Source organism: Streptomyces sp. NPDC021020 (assembly GCF_044333285.1).
GTDB lineage: Bacteria > Actinomycetota > Actinomycetes > Streptomycetales > Streptomycetaceae > Actinacidiphila.
This window is the reverse complement of the sequence record NZ_JBIRQQ010000011.1, coordinates 190,861-211,719: the sequence shown is the minus strand read 5'-3', so window position 1 is coordinate 211,719 and position 20,859 is coordinate 190,861. Positions and strand designations below refer to the sequence as shown.

The following is a 20,859-nucleotide window of genomic DNA, read 5'->3' as shown; positions in this document are numbered from 1 at the left end:
CCGCGTGACGCGCCGCGGCCCCCCGCTTCCTAGCCTCGTCTGTCATGGAAGCAACCATCGAAGTCCGCGACCTGCACAAGCGGTTCGGGACGGCAGCGGCACTGGACGGGATGACCTTCACCGTCACCCCCGGGCGGATCACCGGCTTCGTCGGGCCGAACGGCGCCGGCAAGTCCACCACCATGCGCGTGGTCCTCGGCCTGGACGCCGCCGACTCCGGCACCGCGCTGATCGGCGGCCGCCCCTACCGCGAGCTGCGCAACCCGCTCTCCCACGTCGGCTCGCTGCTGGACGCCGGCGCGCTCCAGCCCGGCCGCAGCGCCCGCGGCCACCTGCTGTGGCTCGCGCACTCGCAGGGACTGCCCGCGCGCCGCGTCGACGAGGTCGTCGAGCAGGCGGGCCTGCGGGAGGCGGCCCGCCGCAAGGCCGGCGGCTTCTCGCTGGGCATGCGCCAGCGGCTCGGCATCGCTGCCGCGCTGCTCGGCGACCCGCCGGTGCTCGTCATGGACGAGCCCTTCAACGGCATGGACCCCGAAGGCATCGTGTGGATACGCGGCCTGCTGCGGTCGCTCGCCGTCGAGGGCCGCGCAGTCCTGGTCTCCAGCCACCTGATGAGCGAACTCCAGGACACCGCCCACCACCTGGTGGTCGTCGGCCGCGGCAGGGTCATCGCCGACACCGGGGTCGCCGAGCTGATCGCGGCGGCCTCCGGCGACCGGGTCGAGCTGCGCACGACCGAGCGGGTCCGCGCCATGACCCTGCTCGCGCAGGCCGGCGCCACCGTCGCGGCCACCGGCGGCGACACCCTCACCGTCGCCGGTCTGGCTGCCGAGCAGGTCACCGCGCTGCTCGGGCGCGCGGACCTGCCCTTCTCCGAAGTGAGCGCGCACCGCGCCACGCTGGAGGAGGCGTACATGGAACTGACCCGCGACGCCGTCGAATTCCGGTCCGGAGGTGCGCTGTGACCGCGCCTGCGCCCGCCCCCGGGACCACCACCCCCTACCGCTCCCCGCACGCCCCCGGCCGGGACGGCTTCCTGCCGCTGCTGCACGCGGAGTTCACCAAATTCCGGACGGTACGCGGCTGGGTCGCCGGCCTGCTCGTCGCCGCCGTCGTCACCGTCGCCGTGGGCCTGCTCGGCGCGGCGGGCAGCAGCATCGTGTGCAGCGGCCCCGACGGCGGCCGCTGCGACCCCACCACGCTCACCGGCCCCGGCGGCGTGGAGGTCCGCGACGCCCTGACGTTCGTGCACCGCCCGCTCACCGGCGACGGCTCCGTCACCGCCCGGATCACCTCGCTCACCGGCCACTACGCGCCCGAGGGCGACGCCGGACCGGGCTCCGGCGGCAGCGGGCTCGCCACCGGCGTGCAGCCCTGGTCCAAGGCCGGTGTGATCGTCAAGGACGGGACGAAGCCGGGTTCGGCGTACGCCGCGGTCGCCCTCACCGGCGCGCACGGCGTGCGGATGCAGTACGACTTCACCCACGACGTGGCCGGCCTGCCGGGCAAGGCCACCGCCGCCGCCCCGCGCTGGCTGCGGCTGACCCGCAGCGGCGACACCCTCACCGGCTACGACTCGGCCGACGGCGCCCACTGGACGCGGATCGGCACCGCCCGGCTGACCGGGCTCCCCGCCACCGTGCAGATCGGGCTGTTCAGCACCTCGCCCGAACACCTCGTCACCAGCCGCTCCCTGACCGGCACCTCGGTGGACGGCGGCCCCAGCACCGCCGTCGCCGCCTTCGACTCGGTCACCGTGCGGGGCGCCGCGGGCGGCGGCTGGACCGGCGACATGGTCGGTGCCGAGGGCGGTCCGGACAAGGACCCCGACCTCGGCTACCGGCAGTCCGGCGGCACGTACACGCTCACCGGCAGCGGCGACGTGGCACCGCTGGTGCGCGGCCGCGACGAACCGGGCAAGTCCGTCGAGGACAGCCTCATCGGGGCGTTCGCCGGGCTCGTCGTGGTGACGGTCGTCGCCGCGATGTCCGTCACCGCCGAATACCGCCGCGGTCTGATCCGCACCACCTTCGCCGCCGCGCCCCGGCGCGGGCGGGTGCTCGCCGCCAAGGCCGTCGTGACCGGCGGGCTGTGCTTCGCCACCGGGCTGGCCGCCGCACTGGTGGCCGTACCGCTCGTCGAGGCGGTCGAGAGGCACAAGCACTTCGCGATCCACCACCTGTCCGCGGGCACCGAGCTGCGGGTGATCCTCGGCACCGCCGGGCTCTTCGCCGTCACCGGCGTCCTGGCCCTGGCCGTCGGCACGCTGCTGCGGCGCAGCGCGGGCGCGGTCACCGCGGTCGTGGTCGCCATCGTGCTGCCGTACATCCTCGCGGTCTCCGGGATGCTGCCCGCGGGCCCCTCCCGGTGGCTCACCCGGATCACCCCGGCCGCGGCCTTCGCCGTCCAGCAGAGCGCCCACCAGTACGCACAGGTCGCCGCGGACTACACACCCGGTGACGGGTACTTCCCGCTGGCACCGTGGGCCGGCTTCGCCGTGCTGTGCGGCTACGCCGCGGCCGCGGTCGCGCTCGCCGCCGTGGCGCTGCGCCGGAGGGACGCGTGAGCGCGCTGCGGCAGGCGGTGCACGCTGAGTGGACGAAGGTCCGCACACTGCCCGGCCTGCTGTGGCTGGCCGCGGCGGTCGCCGTCGGCACCGTGGCCGTCGGCGCGGCGAGCGCGGCCGCGGTGCACTGCGCGGCCCCGCCCGGGGCGGTGTGCGGGCAGGACCCGGCGAAGGCCGCCCTGGCGGGGGTGCAGGCCGGTCAGGCCGGGGTCGCGGTGCTCGCTGTACTGCTCATCGGATCGGAGTACGGCACCGGCATGATCCGGGTGACGCTGGCCGCGGTGCCGCGCCGGGGCACCGTCCTCACTGCGAAGGCGGCGGTGCTCGGCGCCCTGGTGCTGGCCGCCGGGACGGTGGCCGTGGCCGGCTCGCTGCTCGCCGGCCGGCTCATCCTGCCCGGGCACGGCTTCACCGGCTTCCCGGCCGCGCACGGCCCGGTGCTCAGGGCGGCCGCGGGCTCGGTGGCCTACCTGGTGCTCGTCGGCCTGCTCGCCCTGGGCGTGGCCACCGCGGTACGGGACTCCGCCGCCGCGGTGGGGGCCGTGCTCGGGCTGCTCTACCTCTTCCCGATCGTCGCGTCCGTGGTGTCGGACCCGCAGTGGTACGAGCGCCTGCAGCGAGTGGGGCCCATGACGGCGGGGCTCGCGGTCCAGAGCACGCTCCCCGGCGCCGGGGCCCCGATAGGCCCGTACGCCGGGCTCGGCGTCCTCGCGGCCTGGGCCGCGGCGGGGCTGGCCGCGGCGGCGGTGTCCCTCGCGGGACGCGACGCGTGACCCGCCGCCCTGCTCCTTGAGCTGCATTGCGGGACCTTGCGCCGGTGGGGGTTACTCGCGCAGTTCCCCGCGCCCCTTCGGGGCCCGCCTCAGTGCAGCTGGGAGCGCCAGCCCTGCGGGACGCGGTCGGCGGGACCGGGGGTGGGCTGGGTCGCGGGGTGGCTCAGGGGCGGGGCGAGGTCGGGGCCGTCCTCGACGTAGCTCTCGGTGCGGTAGTTCCAGTACCAGTCCTCGCCGGGCTCGTACGAGCGGATCACGTCGTGGCCCGTGGCCGCCGCGTGCGCGGACGCGTGCTGCGCCGGGGAGCTGTCGCAGCAGCCGATGTGGCCGCAGGACGCGCACCTGCGCAGATGCAGCCACCAGCCGCCGGCCTGGTCGCAGTCCGCGCAGCCGTCACCGCTCGGCGGGACCGAGGGGTCGATGCCCGGAGTGGGTGGGGTGGTCATGAGGGGGTCTCCTCGCCGTCGGGGGACTGGGCGGTGAGCGGCAGCCGCACCCGGAAGCGGGTGCGGCCCGGCTCGGACTCGACGTCCAGGTCGCCGTGGTGCTTGTTGACCACGATCCGCCAGGAGATGTCGAGCCCGAGCCCGGTGCCCTGGCCCACCGGTTTGGTGGTGAAGAACGGCTCGAAGATCCGCTGCCGGATCTCGGCCGGGACCCCGGGACCGGTGTCCTGGAAGTCCACCACCAGCCTGCCGTGGTCCCGCGAGGTGCGCACGGTGAGCGTGCCCGAGCCGTCCATCGCGGAGACCGCGTTGTCGATCAGGTTCGTCCAGACCTGGTTGAGCTCGCCGGGGTAGGCGGGGATCCGCGGCAGCGAGTGGTCGAACTCCCGGACCACCCGCACCTCGGTCCCGATCTTCCCGGCGAGCATCTGCAGCGTGCTGTCCAGCAGCTCGTGGATGTCGACCACCTGGAAGGGCGCCCGGTCCAGCTGCGAATACTGCCGGGCCGCGTTGACCAGCCCGGACACCCGGGTCGTGGAGTCCTCGATCTCGTTCATCAGCAGCTCGGTCTCGACGGTGTAGTTGAGCCACCGCACCGCGCTCTCCAGCAGTTCGGCGTCCACGGCCGCCGCGACCTGCTCCAGCCACTCCTCGTCGAGCCCGGCCTGGACGAAGACCGGCGCGAGGTCCCAGCCGCCGCCGATGCCGTGCGCGTCCAGCCAGTCGGCGACCGCGTCCTCCTGGTCGGAGGTCTCCAGCGGGCTCAGCTCCTGCGCCTTGGCGATCCGCTCGACGGCCCGTTCCTGCACCTGGATCAGGGTGTCCAGGTCGGACTGCCGGTAGGGGCCGCCGGCCAGGACCTTGAGCTTGTGGCGCATGCCGGCCACCCGGTCGCGCAGCGCGGAGGTGGCACGCAGCGCGGCGGCCGCCGGGTTGTTCAGCTCGTGCGTCAGGCCCGCCGACAGCGAGCCCAGCGCGAGCAGCCGCTCGCGCTGGCTGACGACCTGCTGGAAGGTCTGGTTGCCGAAGAAGAGCCCTTCCAGCAGATGCACCGCCATCGGGAACCACTCCCGGACGATGCCGGCGAACTCGTCGGCGGCCAGCACGAAGAAGCGGGACGGCTCGGTCACCCGCAGCGAGTTGGTGTAGAGCTGCGGCACCCGGTCGCCCAGATATGCCTGGAAGGCCCCCGCGTAGACGCCCCGCATCGACGTGCGGTTGACCTCCACGTCGTCCGCGCCGACCCGCCGCGACGTCACCACCGTGCCCTCCAGCAGCACGTAGAAGCACGTGGCGGGGTCGCCCTCGGCGTAGACCGGGCCGGGCCCGACGGAGTCGATGCGGCCCGAGGCGCACAGCCGGTCCAGCTGCTCGTCCGACAGGTGCTCGAAGAGGAAGAGCGAGCGCAGCTCCTCCGGGTTGCACGGCAGCGTCGCGGTCACAGCCCCTCCAGATAGCGGTGTACGAGCATGACGGCCATCGCGCCCTCGCCGACCGCGGACGCGACGCGCTTGGCGGACTCCGCGCGGACGTCGCCGGCCGCGAAGACCCCCGGCACGCTGGTCTCCAGGTGGTACGGGGGCCGGTCCGGCTCCCACCCGGCCGGGCGCTCGCCCTCGGCGGCGAGGTCCGGGCCGGTCAGGACGAAGCCGTGGGTGTCCCGGCGGACGATGCCGTCCAGCCAGTCGGTGCGCGGCGCGGCCCCGATGAAGACGAACAACCGCTGGGCGTCGACCATTTCCGTGCCGCCGGTGGCGGTGTCACGCAGCGTCAGGCCCTCCAGGTGGTCCTCGCCGTGCGCGGCCTCCACCACGGTGCCGGTGCGCACCGAGATGGTGGGGATCGCGGCGATCTGCTGGATCAGGTAGTGCGACATGGACGCCTCCAGCGAGGGCCCGCGCACCAGCAGCGTCACCGACTTGGCGCCGCGCGAGAGGTAGACGGCCGCCTGGCCCGCGGAGTTGGCGCCGCCGACGATGTAGACGTCCTGGTCCTCGCAGCCCGCGGCCTCGGTCAGCGCCGAGCCGTAGTAGATGCCGCGGCCGGTCAGTTCGGCGATGCCCGGGACGTCCAGCATCCGGTAGGCGACGCCCGTGGTGAGGATGACGCTCTGCGCGGAGACCGCCGAGCCGTCGGCGAACCGCACGGTGCGCGTCGGCCCGCTCACCTCAAGGCCGGTGACCTCGCACGCCGTGAGCAGCTCGGCCCCGAACCTGCTGGCCTGGCGGCGGGCCCGGTCGGTGAGCTGGGCGCCGGAGACCCCGTCGGGGAAGCCCAGGTAGTTCTCGATCCTGGCGCTCTGCCCGGCCTGCCCGCCGGTCGCGGTGCGCTCCACCAGCACCGTGTTGAGGCCCTCCGACGCCCCGTAGACCGCCGCGCCCAGGCCCGCGGGCCCGGCGCCGATCACGACCAGGTCGTAGAACTCCTCGGCGGGCGTCGTCGCGAGCCCCACCTGGGAGGCGAGGTCCTGGTCCGACGGCTCCACCAGTACGTCGCCGCCGGGCGCGATGACCAGCGGCAGCCGCATCCCGTCGTGCCCCGCGGCGTCCAGCAGCCGCCGCCCCTCGGCCTGGTCGGAGAGATACCAGCGGTACGGGATCTGGTTGCGGGCCAGGAATTCGCGCACCCCGGAGGAGCGCGCCGACCAGCGGTGGCCGACCACCTTGGTCTCCGGCACCGGGCGGTGGTCGGAGGTCAGCCAGCTCTCCAGCAGGTCGTCGACCACCGGGTAGAGCTTCTCCTCCGGCGGGTCCCACGGCTTGAGCAGGTAGTGGTCCAGGTCGACGACGTTGATCGCGTCGATCGCCGCGCCCGTGTCGGCGTAGGCGGTGAGCAGGATCCGCCGGGCACCGGGGTAGACGTCCATGGCCTGTTCGAGGAATTCGATGCCGTTCATCTGCGGCATGCGGTAGTCCGCGAGGATCACCGCGACCAGGTCGCCGCGCAGCTTCATCTGCCGCAGCGCGTCGAGCGCCGAATCGCCCGACTCGGCCCGCACCACCCGGTAGCGCTCGCCGTAGCGCCGCCGGAGGTCGCGCGCGACCGCCCGGGAGACCCCGGGATCGTCGTCGACGGTCAGCAGTACGGATCGGCGTGTGCTCTCCGGCGTTGTCATGGTCGTCCCCGTCCCCGTCCGCGGCCTGCGCGTTTCGCTCCGCACAGCTCCGCCATTCAGCCTAGTGTGATCATCGGGCCCCCGCAGTGCGTGACCGTCCGGCGTGCGAAGTGATCGCCGAGCGCGTAATCTTCCCTGCCTGACGTCAGGGGGGACGCGATGCGAGCGGGAAGCGCGGCGGCGGCCGCGGCGGTGGTGCTGTGCGCCGCGGTCACGGCGGCGGACGGTGCGGGCGCGGTGGCGGCGGGGCCGCCGCTGGCGAAGGGCGAGGTACAGGCGGAGGTCGACGCGGCGCTCCGCGCGGCGGACATCCACGACGACGGCACCATACGCGTCGTCGTGCTCTACGCCGAGAACTGGAGCGGTCACGTGCCGCCGCCGGAGTGCGTTCTCGACCGCCGGCAGCCGCTGCCCGCCTCGGCCGCGCAGGTGGACCGGCTGCTGGACGCGCTGGACCGGGACGGCTGGCGCCCCGCGGCGGCCCCGGAGACCGCCGGCAGCATCCGCAGTACGCCGCTCCACCGGGGCGGCTGGCGTCTGACGGTCTCCCGGGAGGGCGTCTTCGGCGCGGGGGACCCCGGCCGCGTCACCGTCGGCGCCTACCGCCCGGGCTGCTGAGCCGTACGGGCGCGCGCGCCGCGCCGTACGGCCGGGCTTGCGCTGTAGCGCACTCCAACTCCTAGCCTCGACGGCATGACTACACCGCAGAAACCGATCGGCTCGGGCTTCGGCGCCCACAGCACCGCGGACGAGGTCCTGGACGGCATCGACCTGACCGGCAAGCTCGCCCTGGTCACCGGCGGCTACTCCGGTATCGGACTGGAGACCACCCGCTCGCTCGTCAAGGCCGGCGCGAACGTCGTGGTGCCCGCGCGCCGCCCGGAGACCGCCCGCGAGGCGCTCGCCGGACTGCCGGGCGTGGAGTTCGACGAGCTGGACCTCGCCGACCTCGACAGCGTCCGGGCCTTCGCGGACCGCTTCCTGGCCACCGGCCGCGACCTCGACATCGTCATCGACAGCGCGGGCATCATGGCCTGCCCCGAGACCCGGGTCGGCCCCGGCTGGGAGCTGCAGTTCGCCACCAACCACCTCGGCCACTTCGCCCTGGTCAACCGGCTGTGGCCGGCCATCGAGCGGGGCCGCGGCCGGGTCGTCTCCGTCTCCTCCGGCGGTCACCACAACTCGCCGATCCGCTGGGACGACCTGTGGTTCGAGCAGGGCTACGACAAGTGGCAGGCCTACGGGCAGGCCAAGACCGCCAACGTGCTCTTCGCGGTGCAGCTCGACGCGCTGGCCCGCGACCGCGGGGTACGCGCCTTCGCCCTGCACCCCGGCGGCATCCTCACCCCGCTCCAGCGGCACCTGGAGAAGTCCGAGATGATCGAGCGCGGCTGGATCGACGAGGACGGCAAGGTGCTCAACCCGGGCATGTTCAAGTCGCCCCAGGAGGGCGCGGCCACCCAGGTGTGGGCGGCGACGTCGCCGCAGCTCGACGGCCTCGGCGGGGTCTACCTGGAGGACTGCGACATCGCCGAGCCCGCCCGCGCCGACGGCCCCCGCGGCGGCGTCCGGGACTACGCCGTCGACTCCGAGCAGGCCGCCCGGCTGTGGGCGCTGTCCGCGGAGCTGACCGGCGTGGACGCCTTCGCCGCCTGATCCGCCCCGCCCCTGCCGCGCCGAACGGGTGAAGGACCCGCCCGTCGGCCCGGCCGGTGGCGGCCGCGGGGGCCGGCAGGCGGGATGCTGGGGCCGACAGACGTCCGCGCCGGGTCGCGGATCCGCCCGCCGCCCGGGCGGCGCCCCCGCGCCGGGCCCGAGGCCACCGGAGGCCGACCCTGCTGGTGCTCTGCGTGCTCTTCGCGCTCGTCGGGGCGGCCAGCAACGCCACCGGGACGGTCTTCCAGCGCAAGGCCGCGCTGGCGGTCCCGGCGGGGGACGCGCTCAAGCCCCGGCTGATGATGGACCTGGTGCGCCAGCCGGTGTGGCTGCTGGGCATCGGCGGTGTGGTCGGGGCCGCGCTCTTCCAGGCGCTCGCCCTGGTCACGGGCCCGCTGGCGCTCGCGCAGCCGGTCTTCATCCTGGAACTGCCCTTCGCGCTGCTGATCGCGCTGCCCGTGCTGCACCGCACGCTGCCCAGGGCGGGCTGGGCCTCGGTGGCGTGCATGGTCGCCGGGCTGGTGATCGCGCTGGCGAGCGCGGCGCCGGACGGCGGGCGCCCGCAGGCGTCGATGGCGCGCTGGATCCCGGCCCTGGCGCTGTGCCTCGCGGCCATCGGCTGCGCGGTCGGGGCCGCGCGGCACCGGCGCTCGGGCGCGGCGCGTGCCGCGCTGCTCGGCTCGGCGGCCGCGGTCGGCAACGCGCTGACGGCGGCGCTCATGAAGTCGGCCGCCAACACCTTCTCCGACGACGGCTTCGGCGCGTTCCTGACGGCCTGGCAGACGTACGGTTTCGCGGTGTGCGGGGTGGCCGCGGTCTTCCTGCTGGAGAACGCGCTGCAGGCCGGTTCGATCGCCGCCTCGCAGCCCGCGCTGACGCTCGGCGACGCGACCGTCAGCCTGCTGCTGGGGATCCTGGTCTACGCCGAGCACATCCGCACCGGCTGGTGGATCCTGCCCGAGCTGGCCGGCGTCGCACTGGTCACCACCGGCACCTTCCACCTCTCCAGGGCGGTCCCGCTGACCGGCGAGCTGAACGCCTGAGGGATTCACAGCCGTGAACCGGAGATGCGGTGATGAACTCCGGTACGGCCTCCGGTGACGGTCGGCTCATGCCCCGTCGCGATCACGCACTTCACTGCGACCTTGTTCAAGGCCTTGACCACTGGCGGTAGCGGGCTTAGTGTCACGCCATTCTTGAACATGGACGCAGTTCTCATGTGTGAACGGAGTTTGATCGTGAGCAAGTTCCGCGGCAGCCGCCGCCGTCACGTCCAGGCGGCTGCCCTCGCCGTCACCCTCGTCACCGCGTCCCTCGCCCTGACCGCGTGCGGGGGCGGCGGCTCCGGCTCGGGCAAGGCCTCCGGCCCGCTGAAGGTCTGGGTGCGCGGCGCGGGCGACTCGCAGAAGGCGTACCAGATGGTCTTCGACGCCTACACGAAGAAGACCGGCGTCAAGGTCGAGCTGTTCATGACCAACACCGACTTCGAGACCAAGCTCAACGCGGCCGCCGCCGCCCACAAGCTGCCCGACGTGGTCATAGACGACGGCTCGCAGCTCGGCACGTTCAAGAAGCAGGGCATCATCACCGAGGTCGACAAGTCGAAGATCACCGGTGCCGACCAGGTCAGCGCCACCGCGTGGAAGTCGGTCGCCGACGACAAGGGCGCCACCTACGGCGTGCCCTTCTCCGCCCAGGCCAGCGTGCTGCTGATCCGCTCCGACTGGCTGAAGAAGGTCGGCATGCAGGCGCCCACCACCTGGGACCAGATGGAGGCCGTCGCCAAGGCCTTCACCACCCAGGACCCGGACGGCAACGGCAAGAACGACACCTACGGCCTCGACGTCCCCGGCTCCACCCAGCGCGGCTACCTGTCCTGGTACTGGTCCAACTTCCTCTACCAGGCCGGCGGCGACTTCCTCACCGCCACCGGATCGGGCGGCTTCACCTCCGCCATCGGCTCCGACCAGGCCGTCACCGCCGCCGACTACCTCAAGAAGCTGTACTGCACCGACAAGGCCGTCCAGCCCGGCGCCCTCAACCAGGTCACCAGCGACACCAACAAGGCCTTCCAGACCGGCGTCGCCGGGATGTACCTGACCGGCCCCTACGCCTACGCCACCACCGACGCCACCGCCGTCAAGGGCAAGTACGACGTCGTCGCCCCGCCCGCCGGGCCCAAGGGCGTCGGCGCGCTCGCCGAGGGCACCACGATCTACGCCATGGCCGGCTCCAGCCGCTCCGCCGACTTCGCGACCCTGGCCTCGTACATGGTCTCGCCCGAGGCGCAGACCACCGGTATGACCGGCGTGCCCACCGCGACCATCGTGCGGCTGCCGATCAACACCACGGTGGACGCCGCCAAGGTGCACGGCGACGACCCGCGCTGGCAGGTCGCCCAGCAGGTCTACGACAAGAACGCGACGTACGAGCCGGTGAGCGCCCCGGACTGGCAGACCTACCGCAACGACGCCTCGGAGACGCTGAACAAGCTGCTGTCCTCCTGCGGCGACAGCAAGCAGGCCCTGACCTCCCTCGACGGCACGTACCAGTCCCTGCTGAAGAAGTGACCAGATTCCGCTGGGCCACCCCGTGGCTCTTCCTCGCACCCGTCCTCGTCCTCTTCGGGGTGTTCAAGTTCTGGCCGACCCTGTGGGGGATGTACCTCAGCTTCTTCGAGGTACGCCCCTACCTGGGCAACCGCTGGATCGGCTGGGAGAACTTCACCACCGCCTTCCACGACCCGCTGCTGCGCTCGGCCGTCGGCCACACCCTGCTGGACGCCGGCGTGACCGTCGCCGCGTCCGCGCTGCTCGGCTTCGGCCTGGCCCTGCTGCTCGAAGGCCCCGCCCGCCATCTGCGGCTGCTGCGCACCGCGGCCTTCCTGCCGGTGGTCACCGCCATGGTCGCGGTCGCCGAGCTGTGGAACACGCTGCTCTACCCGGGCAGCTTCGGCACCGTCAACACCCTGCTGTCCCATCTGGGCCTGGGCGCCCAGCCGTTCCTGTCCTCCCCGCACTCCTCGCTCGCCTCGGTGATGCTGGTGCAGGTCTGGAAGAGCGCCCCGTACGACATGGTGATCTTCGTCGCGGGCCTGGCCGGCATCGACCGGCAGCTCTACGAGGCCGCCGCCCTCGACGGCTGCGGCGCCTGGCACCGGCTGCGGCACGTCACGCTGCCCGCGCTGCGGCCGGTCACCACGATCGTGCTGACCCTCGGCGTCATCCGCGGCCTGCGGGTCTTCACCGAGATCTACGTGCTCACCGCGGGCGGCCCGGCCAACTCGACCGAGACCATCGTCACCTACACCTACAAGGAGGGCATCCAGAACAACAGCCTCGGCCTGGCCTCCGCCGTGTCGACCGTGCTGTTCCTGGTGACCGTCCTGCTCACCTGCCTCACCCTGTGGTGGCGCAGGCGGAAGGAGGCCTGAGCCATGAGCGCCCCCACCACCGCGCTGGGCCTGCGCATGCCGGACCGGGCCGTCTGGCGGATCACCGTCCGGGTGCTGCTGTACGCCCTGGTGCTGTTCGTCTTCTTCATGCCGCTGTGGACGATGGCCGCCACCGTCTTCAGCGGCGGCCAGCCCAAGAGCGGCCAGATGTCGGTGCTGCCGCACCACTTCACGCTCGACAACATCCGCACCGCCTTCCGGTTCGGCGTCGGCCGCGGCCTGCTGAACTCGGTGATCGTCACCGGCGTCGGACTCTTCCTCCAGGTCACCGTGAGCGCCTTCGCGGCGTACGCGCTCGCCCGGAAGAAGTTCCGCGGCCAGGCGCTGGTGATGCTGGCGATCCTGTCGACGATGATGATGCCCGAAGAGGTCATCGCGATCCCGCTCTACCTCGTGCTCGGCAAGGTGCCCGACCCGCTGGGCGGCGGCAGCGGCCTGCTCGACTCGTACTCGGGCCTGATCCTGCCCGTCGTCGGATGGGCCCTGCCGATCTACGTGCTGACCGGCTTCATGAAGACCATCCCGGTGGAGCTGGAGGAGGCCGCCCGGATGGACGGCGCGGGCGACCTGCGGATCTTCTTCCAGATCATCCTGCCGCTGTGCCGCGCCGCGCTCGGCACCTGCGCGGTCTTCGGCTTCCTGATGATCTGGGACCAGTACCTGCTGCCGCTGCTGGTCGCGCAGAGCCCGCACATGTACACCATGACCCTGGTGGTCACGAGCCTGTCGTCCAGTCAGGAGCAGACCGAGGGGGTGCGGCTGGCCGCGTCGCTCATGCTGATGATCCCCAGCGTGCTGGTCTACCTCGGCCTGCAGCGGCTCTTCGAGCGCGGCATGCTCAACGGTTCGGTCAAGGGCTGACCCCCCGCCCGCGGGCGGCGCCGGGCCCCCTCCGCCCGGCGCCGCCCGCGGCCGGTCTCACGGCCGCCGCACCGCCAGGCGCAGCGTGACGATCTGGAAGGGCCGCAGCCGCAGCCGCACGCCCGAACCCGCGACCTCGTGGCTGCCGTCGTCCGGCAGCGGCCGCTCCAGCAGGTCGGTCACCACCGCGGAGCCGAGCGCGAAGGACGGCGTGAGCACCGCGGCCACCCGCCGGCCGCGCGCCTCGTAGAGCCGTACGACCACGTCGCCGGAGCCGTCGTCGGCGAGCTTGACCGCGGAGACCACCACGCCCTCCTCGTCGAGGGCGACCAGCGGCGCGACCACCGCGCTGCCCGGCACCGCCCGCTCCGGCAGGTTCAGGTGGTAGCCCTCGCGCACCGCGTCGCCCGGCTCCACACCCACCACCAGGGCGTACCGCAGGGTGTGGACGCCCTGGTCGGCGTCCGGGTCGGGGAAGCGGGCCGCGCGCAGCAGGGTGAGCCGCACCGTGGTCGTCGTGCCGCCGTCCGCGCGCACGTCGCGGGTGATGTCGTGGCCGTACGTCGAGTCGTTGACCAGCGCGGCGCCCCAGCCCGGCTCACCGACGTGCAGGTAGCGGTGCGCGCACACCTCGAACTTGGCGGCGTCCCAGCTGGTGTTGGTGTGCGTGGGGCGCTCCACCTGGCCGAAGGGGATCTCCGCGGTCGAATGCGCGGCCCGTACGTCCAGCGGGAAGGCCGCCTTGAGCACCTTCTCCCGCTCCCGCCAGTCCACGACCGTCGCCACGTCCAGCCGCCGCGCGCCCCGCTCCAGCGTCAGCAGCTGCTCGATCCGCGACGCGCCGAACGTGCGGACCACCCGCACCCCGCCGTCCACCGCCGCGACCTCGTCGGCCTCGGTCAGGTCCCGCACGGTGTTGCGGTAGAAGGCGTCCAGATCCCAGGCGTCCCACCGGTTGGGGAAGTCCTGGTGCAGCTGCAGCAGGTTGGCCGGGGCGCCCGGGGCCAGTGCCTCGCGGCCGGCCGCGATGTCGTGGACCGAGGTGACCAGGCCGCGCGCGTCGACCGTGACCCGGATCAGGCCGTTGTCCAGGACGAAGCCGTCGCCGTCCGCGACCGGCGGGGTGCGCCCGGGCGGCGCGGACCGGGGCGCCGCGCCCAGCGCGGGCACCCCGCCACGGGCGTGCGGGGCGGCGTTGAAGACGACCTCGCCGCCCTCGTCGGGCCCGGCCAGCGCGCCCAGGGCCCGTCCGACCAGGCCCTCCAGCGCGGCCGCGACCTCCCGGTGCGTCTGCTCGGCCTCCCGGTGCACCCAGGCGATCGACGTGCCCGGCAGGATGTCGTGGAACTGGTGCAGCAGCAGCGTCTTCCACAGCCGGTCCAGCTCCTGGTACGGGTACGCGGCCCCGGTGCGCACCGCGGCCGTCGCCGCCCACAGCTCCGCCTCACGCAGCAGGTGCTCGTTCCGGCGGTTGCCCTGCTTGGTGGCGAGCTGGCTGGTCAGTGTGCCGCGGTGGAATTCCAGATAAAGCTCGCCCACCCACACGGGGGCGTCGGTGTGCTCGGCGAACGCCTTCGCGAAGAAGTCCGCGGGCGCCTCGACCGCCACCTTCGGCGAGCCCTCCAGGTCCGCCAGCCGGTCGGCGCGCGCCATCATCTCCCGGGTCGGCCCGCCGCCGCCGTCGCCGTAGCCGAACGGGACGAGCGAGCGGTCGGTGCACGCCTTCTCCCGGAAGTTGCGTTCGCTGCGCGCCACCTCGGCGCCCGACAGGTCGCTGTTGTAGGTGTCGACGGGCGGGAAGTGGCTGAAGATCCGGGTGCCGTCGATGCCTTCCCACCAGAAGGTGTGGTGCGGGAAGACGTTGGTGGTGTTCCAGGAGATCTTCTGGGTCAGGAACCAGCGCACCCCGGCGAGTTTCATCAGCTGGGGGAGGGCGGCGTTGTAGCCGAAGGTGTCCGGCAGCCACATCTCCTCGGTCTCGACGCCGAACTCCTCCAGGTAGAAGCGCTTGCCGTGGACGAACTGCCGCACCAGCGACTCGCCGCCGGTGATGTTGGTGTCCGGCTCCACCCACAGGCTGCCGACCGGCAGGAACTGCCCGGACTTCGTCTTCTCCACCGCCCTGGCGAAGACGTCGGGACGGTGCTCCTTGAGCCAGGCGAGCTGCTGCGCCTGCGACATCACGAAGCGGAAGCCCGGGTGGTCGTCCATCAGCTGGGTGGCGTTGGAGACCGTACGGGCCACCTTGCGCACCGTCTCGCGCAGCGGCCACAGCCACGCGGAGTCGATGTGGCTGTGCCCGACCGCCGAGATACGGTGCGCGGCCGGGCCCGCGGGCGACGCCAGCGCAGGGGCCAGCACCGCGCGCGCCGCGGCCGCCGTGCCGGAGACGTCCTGGAGGTCGATCGCGTCCAGCGCCCGCTCGACCGTGCGCAGCACCTGCCAGCGCCGGGTCGCCTGCTCCGGCAGCTCCGCCGCGAGCTGGCCGAGCACCTCCAGGTCGTGCACCAGCTCGAAGACCTCGCGGTCGAAGACCGCCAGATCCGCCCGGCGCACCTGGTAGAGCGGCTCACCGGCCGGACCGTCCGCACCGGTCAGCCACGGCGCCCGTGCACCGACCTGCGTCGGGTGGAAGGTCAGCAGCTCCGGCCCGGACTGCATCACCAGCGGGTTGGCGGCGGCCTCGATGTAGTACGCCACCTGCTCGCCGCCCGCCGCGGCGGCCGTGACCGGGACATGGCTGTTGCGCGGGTTGAGCGCCTTGACCGCGGTGCCGTCCGCGCGGTGGACCAGGCCCTCGGCGGAGAAGCCGGGGTCGGTGAAGCCGAAGCCCAGGTCGACGACCGCCTCCACCGGCAGCCCCGCCCACTCGTCCGGGATCCGGCCGCTGACGCGGAACCAGCTGGTCGACCAGGCGGGCCCCCAGCGCTCGCCGACCCGCGCGGGTGTGTAGTCCGCGGCGAGGCCTTCGGCGACCGTGACCGGTTCGCCGGGTACGTGCCACACCTCGACGGCCAGCGGCACGCACCGGGCGTGCACCGCGGGCCGCAGCCGCTGGCTCAGCACGCGGTCCAGCCGCTGCTCGATGATGGTGGGGTCGGTGTGCATGGCGGAGCCTTCCCGTGCGTCGGGCGAGTCGGAGGTCGTACGGGCAGGTGCTGCGGTGCGGGTCGGCAGCGGAGGGGGCGGCGCCGGGTCAGCCCTTGAGGGCGCCGCCCAGGGCGAAGCCGCCGCCGAGCTTGCGGGCCAGGACGAGGTAGAGCATCACGACGGGTATCGAGTAGACGATGGAGAACGCGGACAGCTGGCCGTACTGCGTCTGATCGTGCGCGCTCAGGAAGGTGAAGACGCTCACCGACGCGGGCAGCTTCTCCGGGGAGAGCAGCAGGATGAAGGGGACGAAGAAGTTGCCCCACATACCGATGAAGGTGAAGATCGTCACCACGATCACGCCGGGCCACATGAGCGGCAGCACGATCCGCCACAGCACCTGGAGGGTGCCCGCCCCGTCGATCCGGGCGGCCTCCTCCAGTACCAGCGGCACGCCGTCCATGAAGTTCTTCATCAGCCAGATCCCGAACGGCAGCGCGGCCGACGCCAGGAACAGCGTCGTGCCCGGCATCGAGTCGATCAGGTCGACCTGCACGAACATGCTGTAGACCGGGATCATCACCGCGGTGATCGGCAGCCCGGTGCTGAAGAGGACGGTGTAGAGGAAGGGCCGCCGCATCCTCGACCGGTAGCGCGACAGCGGGTAGGCCGCCAGCACCGAGCACACCACGCACAGCAGGGTGCCGCCGCCGCACAGCAGCAGGCCGTTGAGCATCGGCCGGTAGGTGATGTCGTTGTCGAGGATCCGGTGGAAGTTCTCCCCGGTGGGCGTCGGCACCGACAGCCGGAAGTCGGCGTGCGCGTCGACCGAGGCCAGCAGCATCCACAGCAGCGGCACCAGGTAGAGCGCCGAGAAGACCAGCAGGCCGGTGTTGACGGCGACCCGGCCGGTGCGGCGGCGCCGCGCGCGGGTGCGCTCCGCCGTGCCGCGGCCGGCGACGGGCCGGACCCGTACCGTCCGCAGGCGTTCGGTGACGGCCATCAGTCCTCCTCGACCTTCAGCATGCGGATGTAGACCACCGAGAACAGCGCGCCCACCACCAGCAGCACCAGCGCGACCGCGGTGCCGTAGCCGATCAGGCTGCTGGTGAAGGCCTGCTGGTACATGAACACCGGGAGCGTCTCGGTCTTGTTGCCCGGGCCGCCGCGGGTCATGGTCCAGATGAGTCCGAAGACCGACAGCGTCTGCAGGGTGATCAGCATCAGGTTGGTCATCACCGAGCGGCGGATCACCGGCAGCGTCACCCGCCACAGCCGCTGCCAGGGCCCGGCGCCGTCCACCTCGGCCGCCTCGACCAGCTCCTGCGGCACATCGTCGAGCGCAGCGGAGTACACCAGCAGGGAGAAGGCGGTGCCGCGCCAGACGTTGGCCAGGCACACCGCCAGGATCGGCAGCGTGTACAGCCAGTTCTGCCGCGGCAGGCCGAGGCCGTGCAGGATCGCGTTGAGCGAGCCCTGCTGGAAGAAGAACGCGTACATCAGATAGCCCGCCACCACCTCCGGCAGCACCCACGCGGAGATCACCACCGTGCTGGTGATCGTGCGCACCGGCCGGGAGGCCTTCCGCATCAGCACCGCGAGCGCCAGCCCCAGCGTGTTCTGCCCGATGACGGCCGAGCCGATCACGAAGACCAGCGTCAGCCGCACGGCGTTGGCGAAATCCGGGTCGTGGAAGGCGCGGCTGAAGTTGTCGAAGCCGATGAAGTGCGTGCCCGAGGAGCCGGTCAGCTGCATGTCGGTGAAGGCGTAGTAGACGCAGTACGCGACCGGCCCGGCCAGGAACACCGCGAGCAGCACCAGCGCGGGCAGCAGCGGCATGCCGCGCAGCAGGCCGGACACCGCCCGGCCGCGACGCGGCCGGGCGGCGGGGGCGGTGGTGGCGGTGGCGGTCACTGCGCGCCCTTGACGGTCTTGTCGCCGCCGACCGCTGCCTTCACGTCGCTGTCGTAGGTGGACGCGGCCTTGTCGACCGAGGCCTGGCCCGTCGTCACCGACTCCATGGCCTTCTGGATCGCGCTGGAGACCTGGGTGTACGCGGGCACGCCGGGCCGGTAGTACGTGTCGGGGACCAGCGCGGTGAAGAACCCGTTGCTGGACAGCGACTTGAGGTAGGCCGGGTCGGAGGCGACGTCGGTGCGCACCGCGATGGTGGCGTTGACGCTGTTCCACTGCGCCGAATTCGCCCTGGTCTCCAGGAACTGCGTGAACTTCCAGGCCAGATCGGGGTTCTTGGCCTTCGCCGGTATCGACCAGGCCCAGCCGCCGGACATGCTGACCTTGCCGCTGCCCTGGCCGTTCTGCGTCGGCATGTAGGCCATGCCCATCGTGCTCTCCCACTGCGGCCAGGGCTTCGGGCCGGTGCGGATCCAGCTGTTGGGCATCCACGAGCCGTCGAGGTCGATCGCGAGCTTGCCCGCGGGGATCATCTCGGTGGCCACCGTCGCCTGGATGTTGGCGCCCAGCGCCTGCTGCGGGGAGGGGCCGAGGCCCTCGCCGTACACGGTGTGCAGGAAGTCCAGCGCGTCCGTGAAGCCCTTGCTGCCGACCACCCACTTGCCCTGCTTGCCGTCGTACAGCGCGTCGTTCGCCGCCGGGGTGCCGTACAGCAGCATCTCGAACCCCTGCATCGAGGACGCCTCGCCCGCCGCGACACCGGTGTAGACGTTCAGCGGCGTCACGCCGGGCAGCTTGGCCTTGACCGTACGGGCCGCGGTCAGCACGTCCGCCCACGTCTTCGGCTGCCACGGCACGGGGATGCCGGCCTGGGTGAAGAGCTGCTTGTTGTACCAGAGGCCGCGGGTGTCGGTGTTGTCCGGCACCCCGTAGGTCTTGCCGTCCGAATACTTCATCGCGGCCTTGGCGGGGGCGGCGAAGGCGCTCCAGTCCTGCCAGGTCTTCAGATAGTCGTCCAGCGGCCGGAGATAGCCGCTCGCCACGTCGGAGTTGATCGTCGCGGTGTCCTCGTAGACCATGTCGGGCGCCGTCGCGGGGGAGCGCATCATCAGCTGGATCTTGGTGTAGTAGTCGTTCTCGCTCGCGGTCACCGGGACGAGCTTGACGGTGGTGCCGGGGTTGGCCTTCTCGAACTGCTTGACCATCGGGCCCAGGAAATCCGCCTGGATGTGATTGCTGTTGTTGAGCTGCTGCTGGTAGACGACCTTGATCGTCTTTCCCGACGCCCCGGAGCCGGAGCCGCACCCTGACAACGTTGCCGCGCTCACGGTGGTGAGGACCGCGGCGGCAATCACCGCTCGACGTCTCGTTCGCACGCTTGACCTCCGGTGAAGGGCCCGAATCGGCCCGCGGCGCGGCGGACCGCACCGGGGGCCGCCCGGTGGGCCCGCCCCCGATCAGCAGGGTCACATGCCCTGGCATGACGGCGAAGCTAAATCCAATGGATGGAGTAAGTCAACGGATCCGGCAGGTAAACTTCGCCGCGACCGCCCCGGGGACGGCGGTGCCGGGGGGCGTGGCGAAAGGCGGGGAGCAGTGACACAGGGGACGAATCTTCCGCGGGTCGGCGGTTACAACCAGGCCGTGGTGCTCGACGCGATCCGCACCGCGGGGCCCGTCAGCCGCGTCGAACTCGCCCCGCTCACCGGTCTGACCAGCCAGACCGTCTCCAACGTGGTCCGCCGGCTGCTCGACGCCGGGCTGGTCTCCGAATCCGGCTACGCCCCCTCCAGCGGGGGCAAGCGCCGCACCCTGCTCTCGCCGCGGCCGGACGGCGCGTACGCGGTCGGCGTGCAACTCGACCCGGACGCCGCGGTGGTCGTCGTCGTCGACCTCGCCGGGGAGGTCCTCGCCAACCGCCGGGTGGGCCTGCCCGACGGGGCCGCGCCGGAGGAGGTCGTGCCGCGGGTCGCCGCCGCCGCCCACCGGCTCACCGCCAAGGCGCAGGTCGACCCGGCGCGGCTGCTCGGCACCGGCATCGCCGCGCCCGGCCCGATCGACGGCCCCGCCGGCGCCGTCGTCTCCCCGCCCAACTTCGCCGGCTGGGGCCGGGTGCCGCTGCGCGCGATGTTCGAGGACGCCACCGGCATGCCCGTCGCCATGGACAACGACGCCACCGCCGCGGCCATAGGCGAGCGCTGGATAGGCGGCCGCAGGCGCGCCGGAAGCTTTCTCTTCCTCTACCTCGGCACCGGGGTCGGCGCCGGGATCGTCCTCAACGACACGGTGCTGCACGGCGACTCGGGCAACGCGGGCGAGTTCGGCCACATCGCCATCGCCGCGGACGGGCTGCCCTGCGACTGCGGCGGCAGCAACTGCGTCGGCCCGTACGTCAGCCCCGCCGGCGTCATCGGCGACCTCGTGCAGCGGCACGGGCCGGAGGCGGCCGCGCGGATCGGCGTCACCGGCGCGGCGGACGCGGTGCACCGCGACTGGAAGCTGCTGCGGCAGGCGGCGAGGGCCGCCGACCCCGCGGCCCTCGACGCCGTACGCCGCGCCGGGCGCCGCTTCGGGCAGGCCACCCGGGGGGCGGTCGCGCTGCTGGACGTCTCGCGCGTCGTGCTGGGCGGGGAGTCGATCCGCGGGATCGAGCACATCCTCTGCGAGGAGATCGACGCGGCGGTCAACGCGACATGCGTCGCACGGGTGATCCGGCGGATCGAGGTCGAGAAGAGCGTGATCGGCGACGCGGTGGGGGCGGTGGGAGCGGCGTCGCTCATCCTGCACGGGAACTACGCGCCGGGGTGGGGCATGCTCACCCGGCCGTAGGCCGGGGGAGGCGGGGGTTGCCCCTGCGCGGGGCGGGCGGTGGTTCTCGCGGGACCTTCCGCGGGTGGGGGTGCCCCCGGGGCCCCGAGGGGTGCCGCGTTGTGCCGTTGCGGGACCGTCCGCCGGTGGTGGGTTTGTCGCACAGTTCCTCGCGC

General features: G+C 72.8%; 17 protein-coding genes. 10 read left to right on the top strand and 7 right to left on the bottom strand.

Annotated elements, in window-relative coordinates:
- Nucleotides 1–44 precede the first annotated feature (44 nt).
- Genes ACH4SL_RS30020 through ACH4SL_RS30010 form a run of 3 tightly spaced genes read left to right on the top strand, consistent with a single transcriptional unit; the run spans nt 45 to nt 3,339 of the window.
- Nucleotides 45–965, top strand: coding sequence for an ATP-binding cassette domain-containing protein (locus tag ACH4SL_RS30020; protein ID WP_398451234.1), 921 nt, complete (start codon nt 45–47; stop codon nt 963–965).
- A complete protein-coding gene (locus tag ACH4SL_RS30015) occupies nt 962–2,566 on the top strand; it encodes an ABC transporter permease subunit (RefSeq protein ID WP_398451232.1) in 1,605 nt (534 codons plus the stop codon). The genes ACH4SL_RS30020 and ACH4SL_RS30015 overlap by 4 nt, the downstream gene beginning before the upstream one ends.
- The gene (locus ACH4SL_RS30010; protein ID WP_398451230.1) at nt 2,563–3,339 is read left to right on the top strand and encodes an ABC transporter permease; all 777 of its coding nucleotides are present in this window, start codon (nt 2,563–2,565) and stop codon (nt 3,337–3,339) included. The genes ACH4SL_RS30015 and ACH4SL_RS30010 overlap by 4 nt, the downstream gene beginning before the upstream one ends.
- Before the next feature lie 89 nt (nt 3,340–3,428).
- Here ACH4SL_RS30010 and ACH4SL_RS30005 read toward each other — a convergent pair whose 3' ends face one another.
- From ACH4SL_RS30005 to ACH4SL_RS29995, 3 genes are read right to left on the bottom strand one after another with little or no spacing between them, the layout of a single operon-like run.
- Nucleotides 3,429–3,785 (bottom strand): UBP-type zinc finger domain-containing protein, encoded by a 357-nt coding sequence (locus ACH4SL_RS30005; protein ID WP_398451228.1) that lies wholly within the window; start codon nt 3,783–3,785, stop codon nt 3,429–3,431.
- Nucleotides 3,782–5,227 (bottom strand): ATP-binding protein, encoded by a 1,446-nt coding sequence (locus ACH4SL_RS30000; RefSeq protein WP_398451226.1) that lies wholly within the window; start codon nt 5,225–5,227, stop codon nt 3,782–3,784. Before ACH4SL_RS30000 ends, ACH4SL_RS30005 begins: the two co-directional genes overlap by 4 nt.
- Nucleotides 5,224–6,900: an FAD-dependent oxidoreductase gene (locus ACH4SL_RS29995; protein WP_398451224.1), complete on the bottom strand. Its 1,677-nt coding sequence runs from the start codon at nt 6,898–6,900 to the stop codon at nt 5,224–5,226. Before ACH4SL_RS29995 ends, ACH4SL_RS30000 begins: the two co-directional genes overlap by 4 nt.
- A gap of 159 nt (nt 6,901–7,059) precedes the next feature.
- Here ACH4SL_RS29995 and ACH4SL_RS29990 point away from each other — a divergent pair, with 159 nt between their 5' ends.
- The 6 genes from ACH4SL_RS29990 (at nt 7,060) to ACH4SL_RS29965 (ending at nt 12,871) form a co-directional block, all read left to right on the top strand.
- The gene (locus tag ACH4SL_RS29990) at nt 7,060–7,518 is read left to right on the top strand and encodes a hypothetical protein (RefSeq protein WP_398451222.1); all 459 of its coding nucleotides are present in this window, start codon (nt 7,060–7,062) and stop codon (nt 7,516–7,518) included.
- Nucleotides 7,519–7,593: 75 nt separating this feature from the next.
- Nucleotides 7,594–8,556, top strand: coding sequence for an SDR family NAD(P)-dependent oxidoreductase (locus ACH4SL_RS29985; RefSeq protein ID WP_398451220.1), 963 nt, complete (start codon nt 7,594–7,596; stop codon nt 8,554–8,556).
- Between the two features lie 179 nt (nt 8,557–8,735).
- Complete coding sequence (locus tag ACH4SL_RS29980) at nt 8,736–9,599, top strand: DMT family transporter (protein WP_398451416.1); 864 nt, start codon at nt 8,736–8,738, stop codon at nt 9,597–9,599.
- A 195-nt stretch (nt 9,600–9,794) separates the two neighbouring features.
- Nucleotides 9,795–11,126 (top strand): ABC transporter substrate-binding protein, encoded by a 1,332-nt coding sequence (locus tag ACH4SL_RS29975; RefSeq protein ID WP_398451218.1) that lies wholly within the window; start codon nt 9,795–9,797, stop codon nt 11,124–11,126.
- A complete protein-coding gene (locus tag ACH4SL_RS29970; protein ID WP_398451216.1) occupies nt 11,123–11,989 on the top strand; it encodes a carbohydrate ABC transporter permease in 867 nt (288 codons plus the stop codon). Before ACH4SL_RS29975 ends, ACH4SL_RS29970 begins: the two co-directional genes overlap by 4 nt.
- A gap of 3 nt (nt 11,990–11,992) precedes the next feature.
- Nucleotides 11,993–12,871 (top strand): carbohydrate ABC transporter permease, encoded by an 879-nt coding sequence (locus ACH4SL_RS29965; RefSeq protein WP_398451214.1) that lies wholly within the window; start codon nt 11,993–11,995, stop codon nt 12,869–12,871.
- Between the two features lie 57 nt (nt 12,872–12,928).
- Here the strand turns inward: ACH4SL_RS29965 and ACH4SL_RS29960 are convergent, their stop codons facing one another.
- The 4 genes from ACH4SL_RS29960 to ACH4SL_RS29945 form a co-directional block, all read right to left on the bottom strand.
- Entirely contained in the window at nt 12,929–15,979 is a 3,051-nt protein-coding gene (locus ACH4SL_RS29960; RefSeq protein WP_398451212.1) for an alpha-mannosidase, read from the bottom strand.
- 88 nt (nt 15,980–16,067) lie between these two features.
- Entirely contained in the window at nt 16,068–16,964 is an 897-nt protein-coding gene (locus ACH4SL_RS29955; protein WP_398451210.1) for a carbohydrate ABC transporter permease, read from the bottom strand.
- Nucleotides 16,964–17,875 carry a carbohydrate ABC transporter permease gene (locus ACH4SL_RS29950; protein ID WP_398451208.1) on the bottom strand — a complete coding sequence of 304 codons (912 nt, stop codon included), beginning with the start codon at nt 17,873–17,875 and terminating at the stop codon, nt 16,964–16,966. Before ACH4SL_RS29950 ends, ACH4SL_RS29955 begins: the two co-directional genes overlap by 1 nt.
- Nucleotides 17,872–19,227: an extracellular solute-binding protein gene (locus tag ACH4SL_RS29945; RefSeq protein ID WP_398451414.1), complete on the bottom strand. Its 1,356-nt coding sequence runs from the start codon at nt 19,225–19,227 to the stop codon at nt 17,872–17,874. Before ACH4SL_RS29945 ends, ACH4SL_RS29950 begins: the two co-directional genes overlap by 4 nt.
- Nucleotides 19,228–19,471: 244 nt before the next feature.
- Here ACH4SL_RS29945 and ACH4SL_RS29940 point away from each other — a divergent pair, with 244 nt between their 5' ends.
- Nucleotides 19,472–20,704 carry an ROK family protein gene (locus tag ACH4SL_RS29940; RefSeq protein WP_398451206.1) on the top strand — a complete coding sequence of 411 codons (1,233 nt, stop codon included), beginning with the start codon at nt 19,472–19,474 and terminating at the stop codon, nt 20,702–20,704.
- The last annotated feature ends 155 nt before the right edge of the window (nt 20,705–20,859 follow it).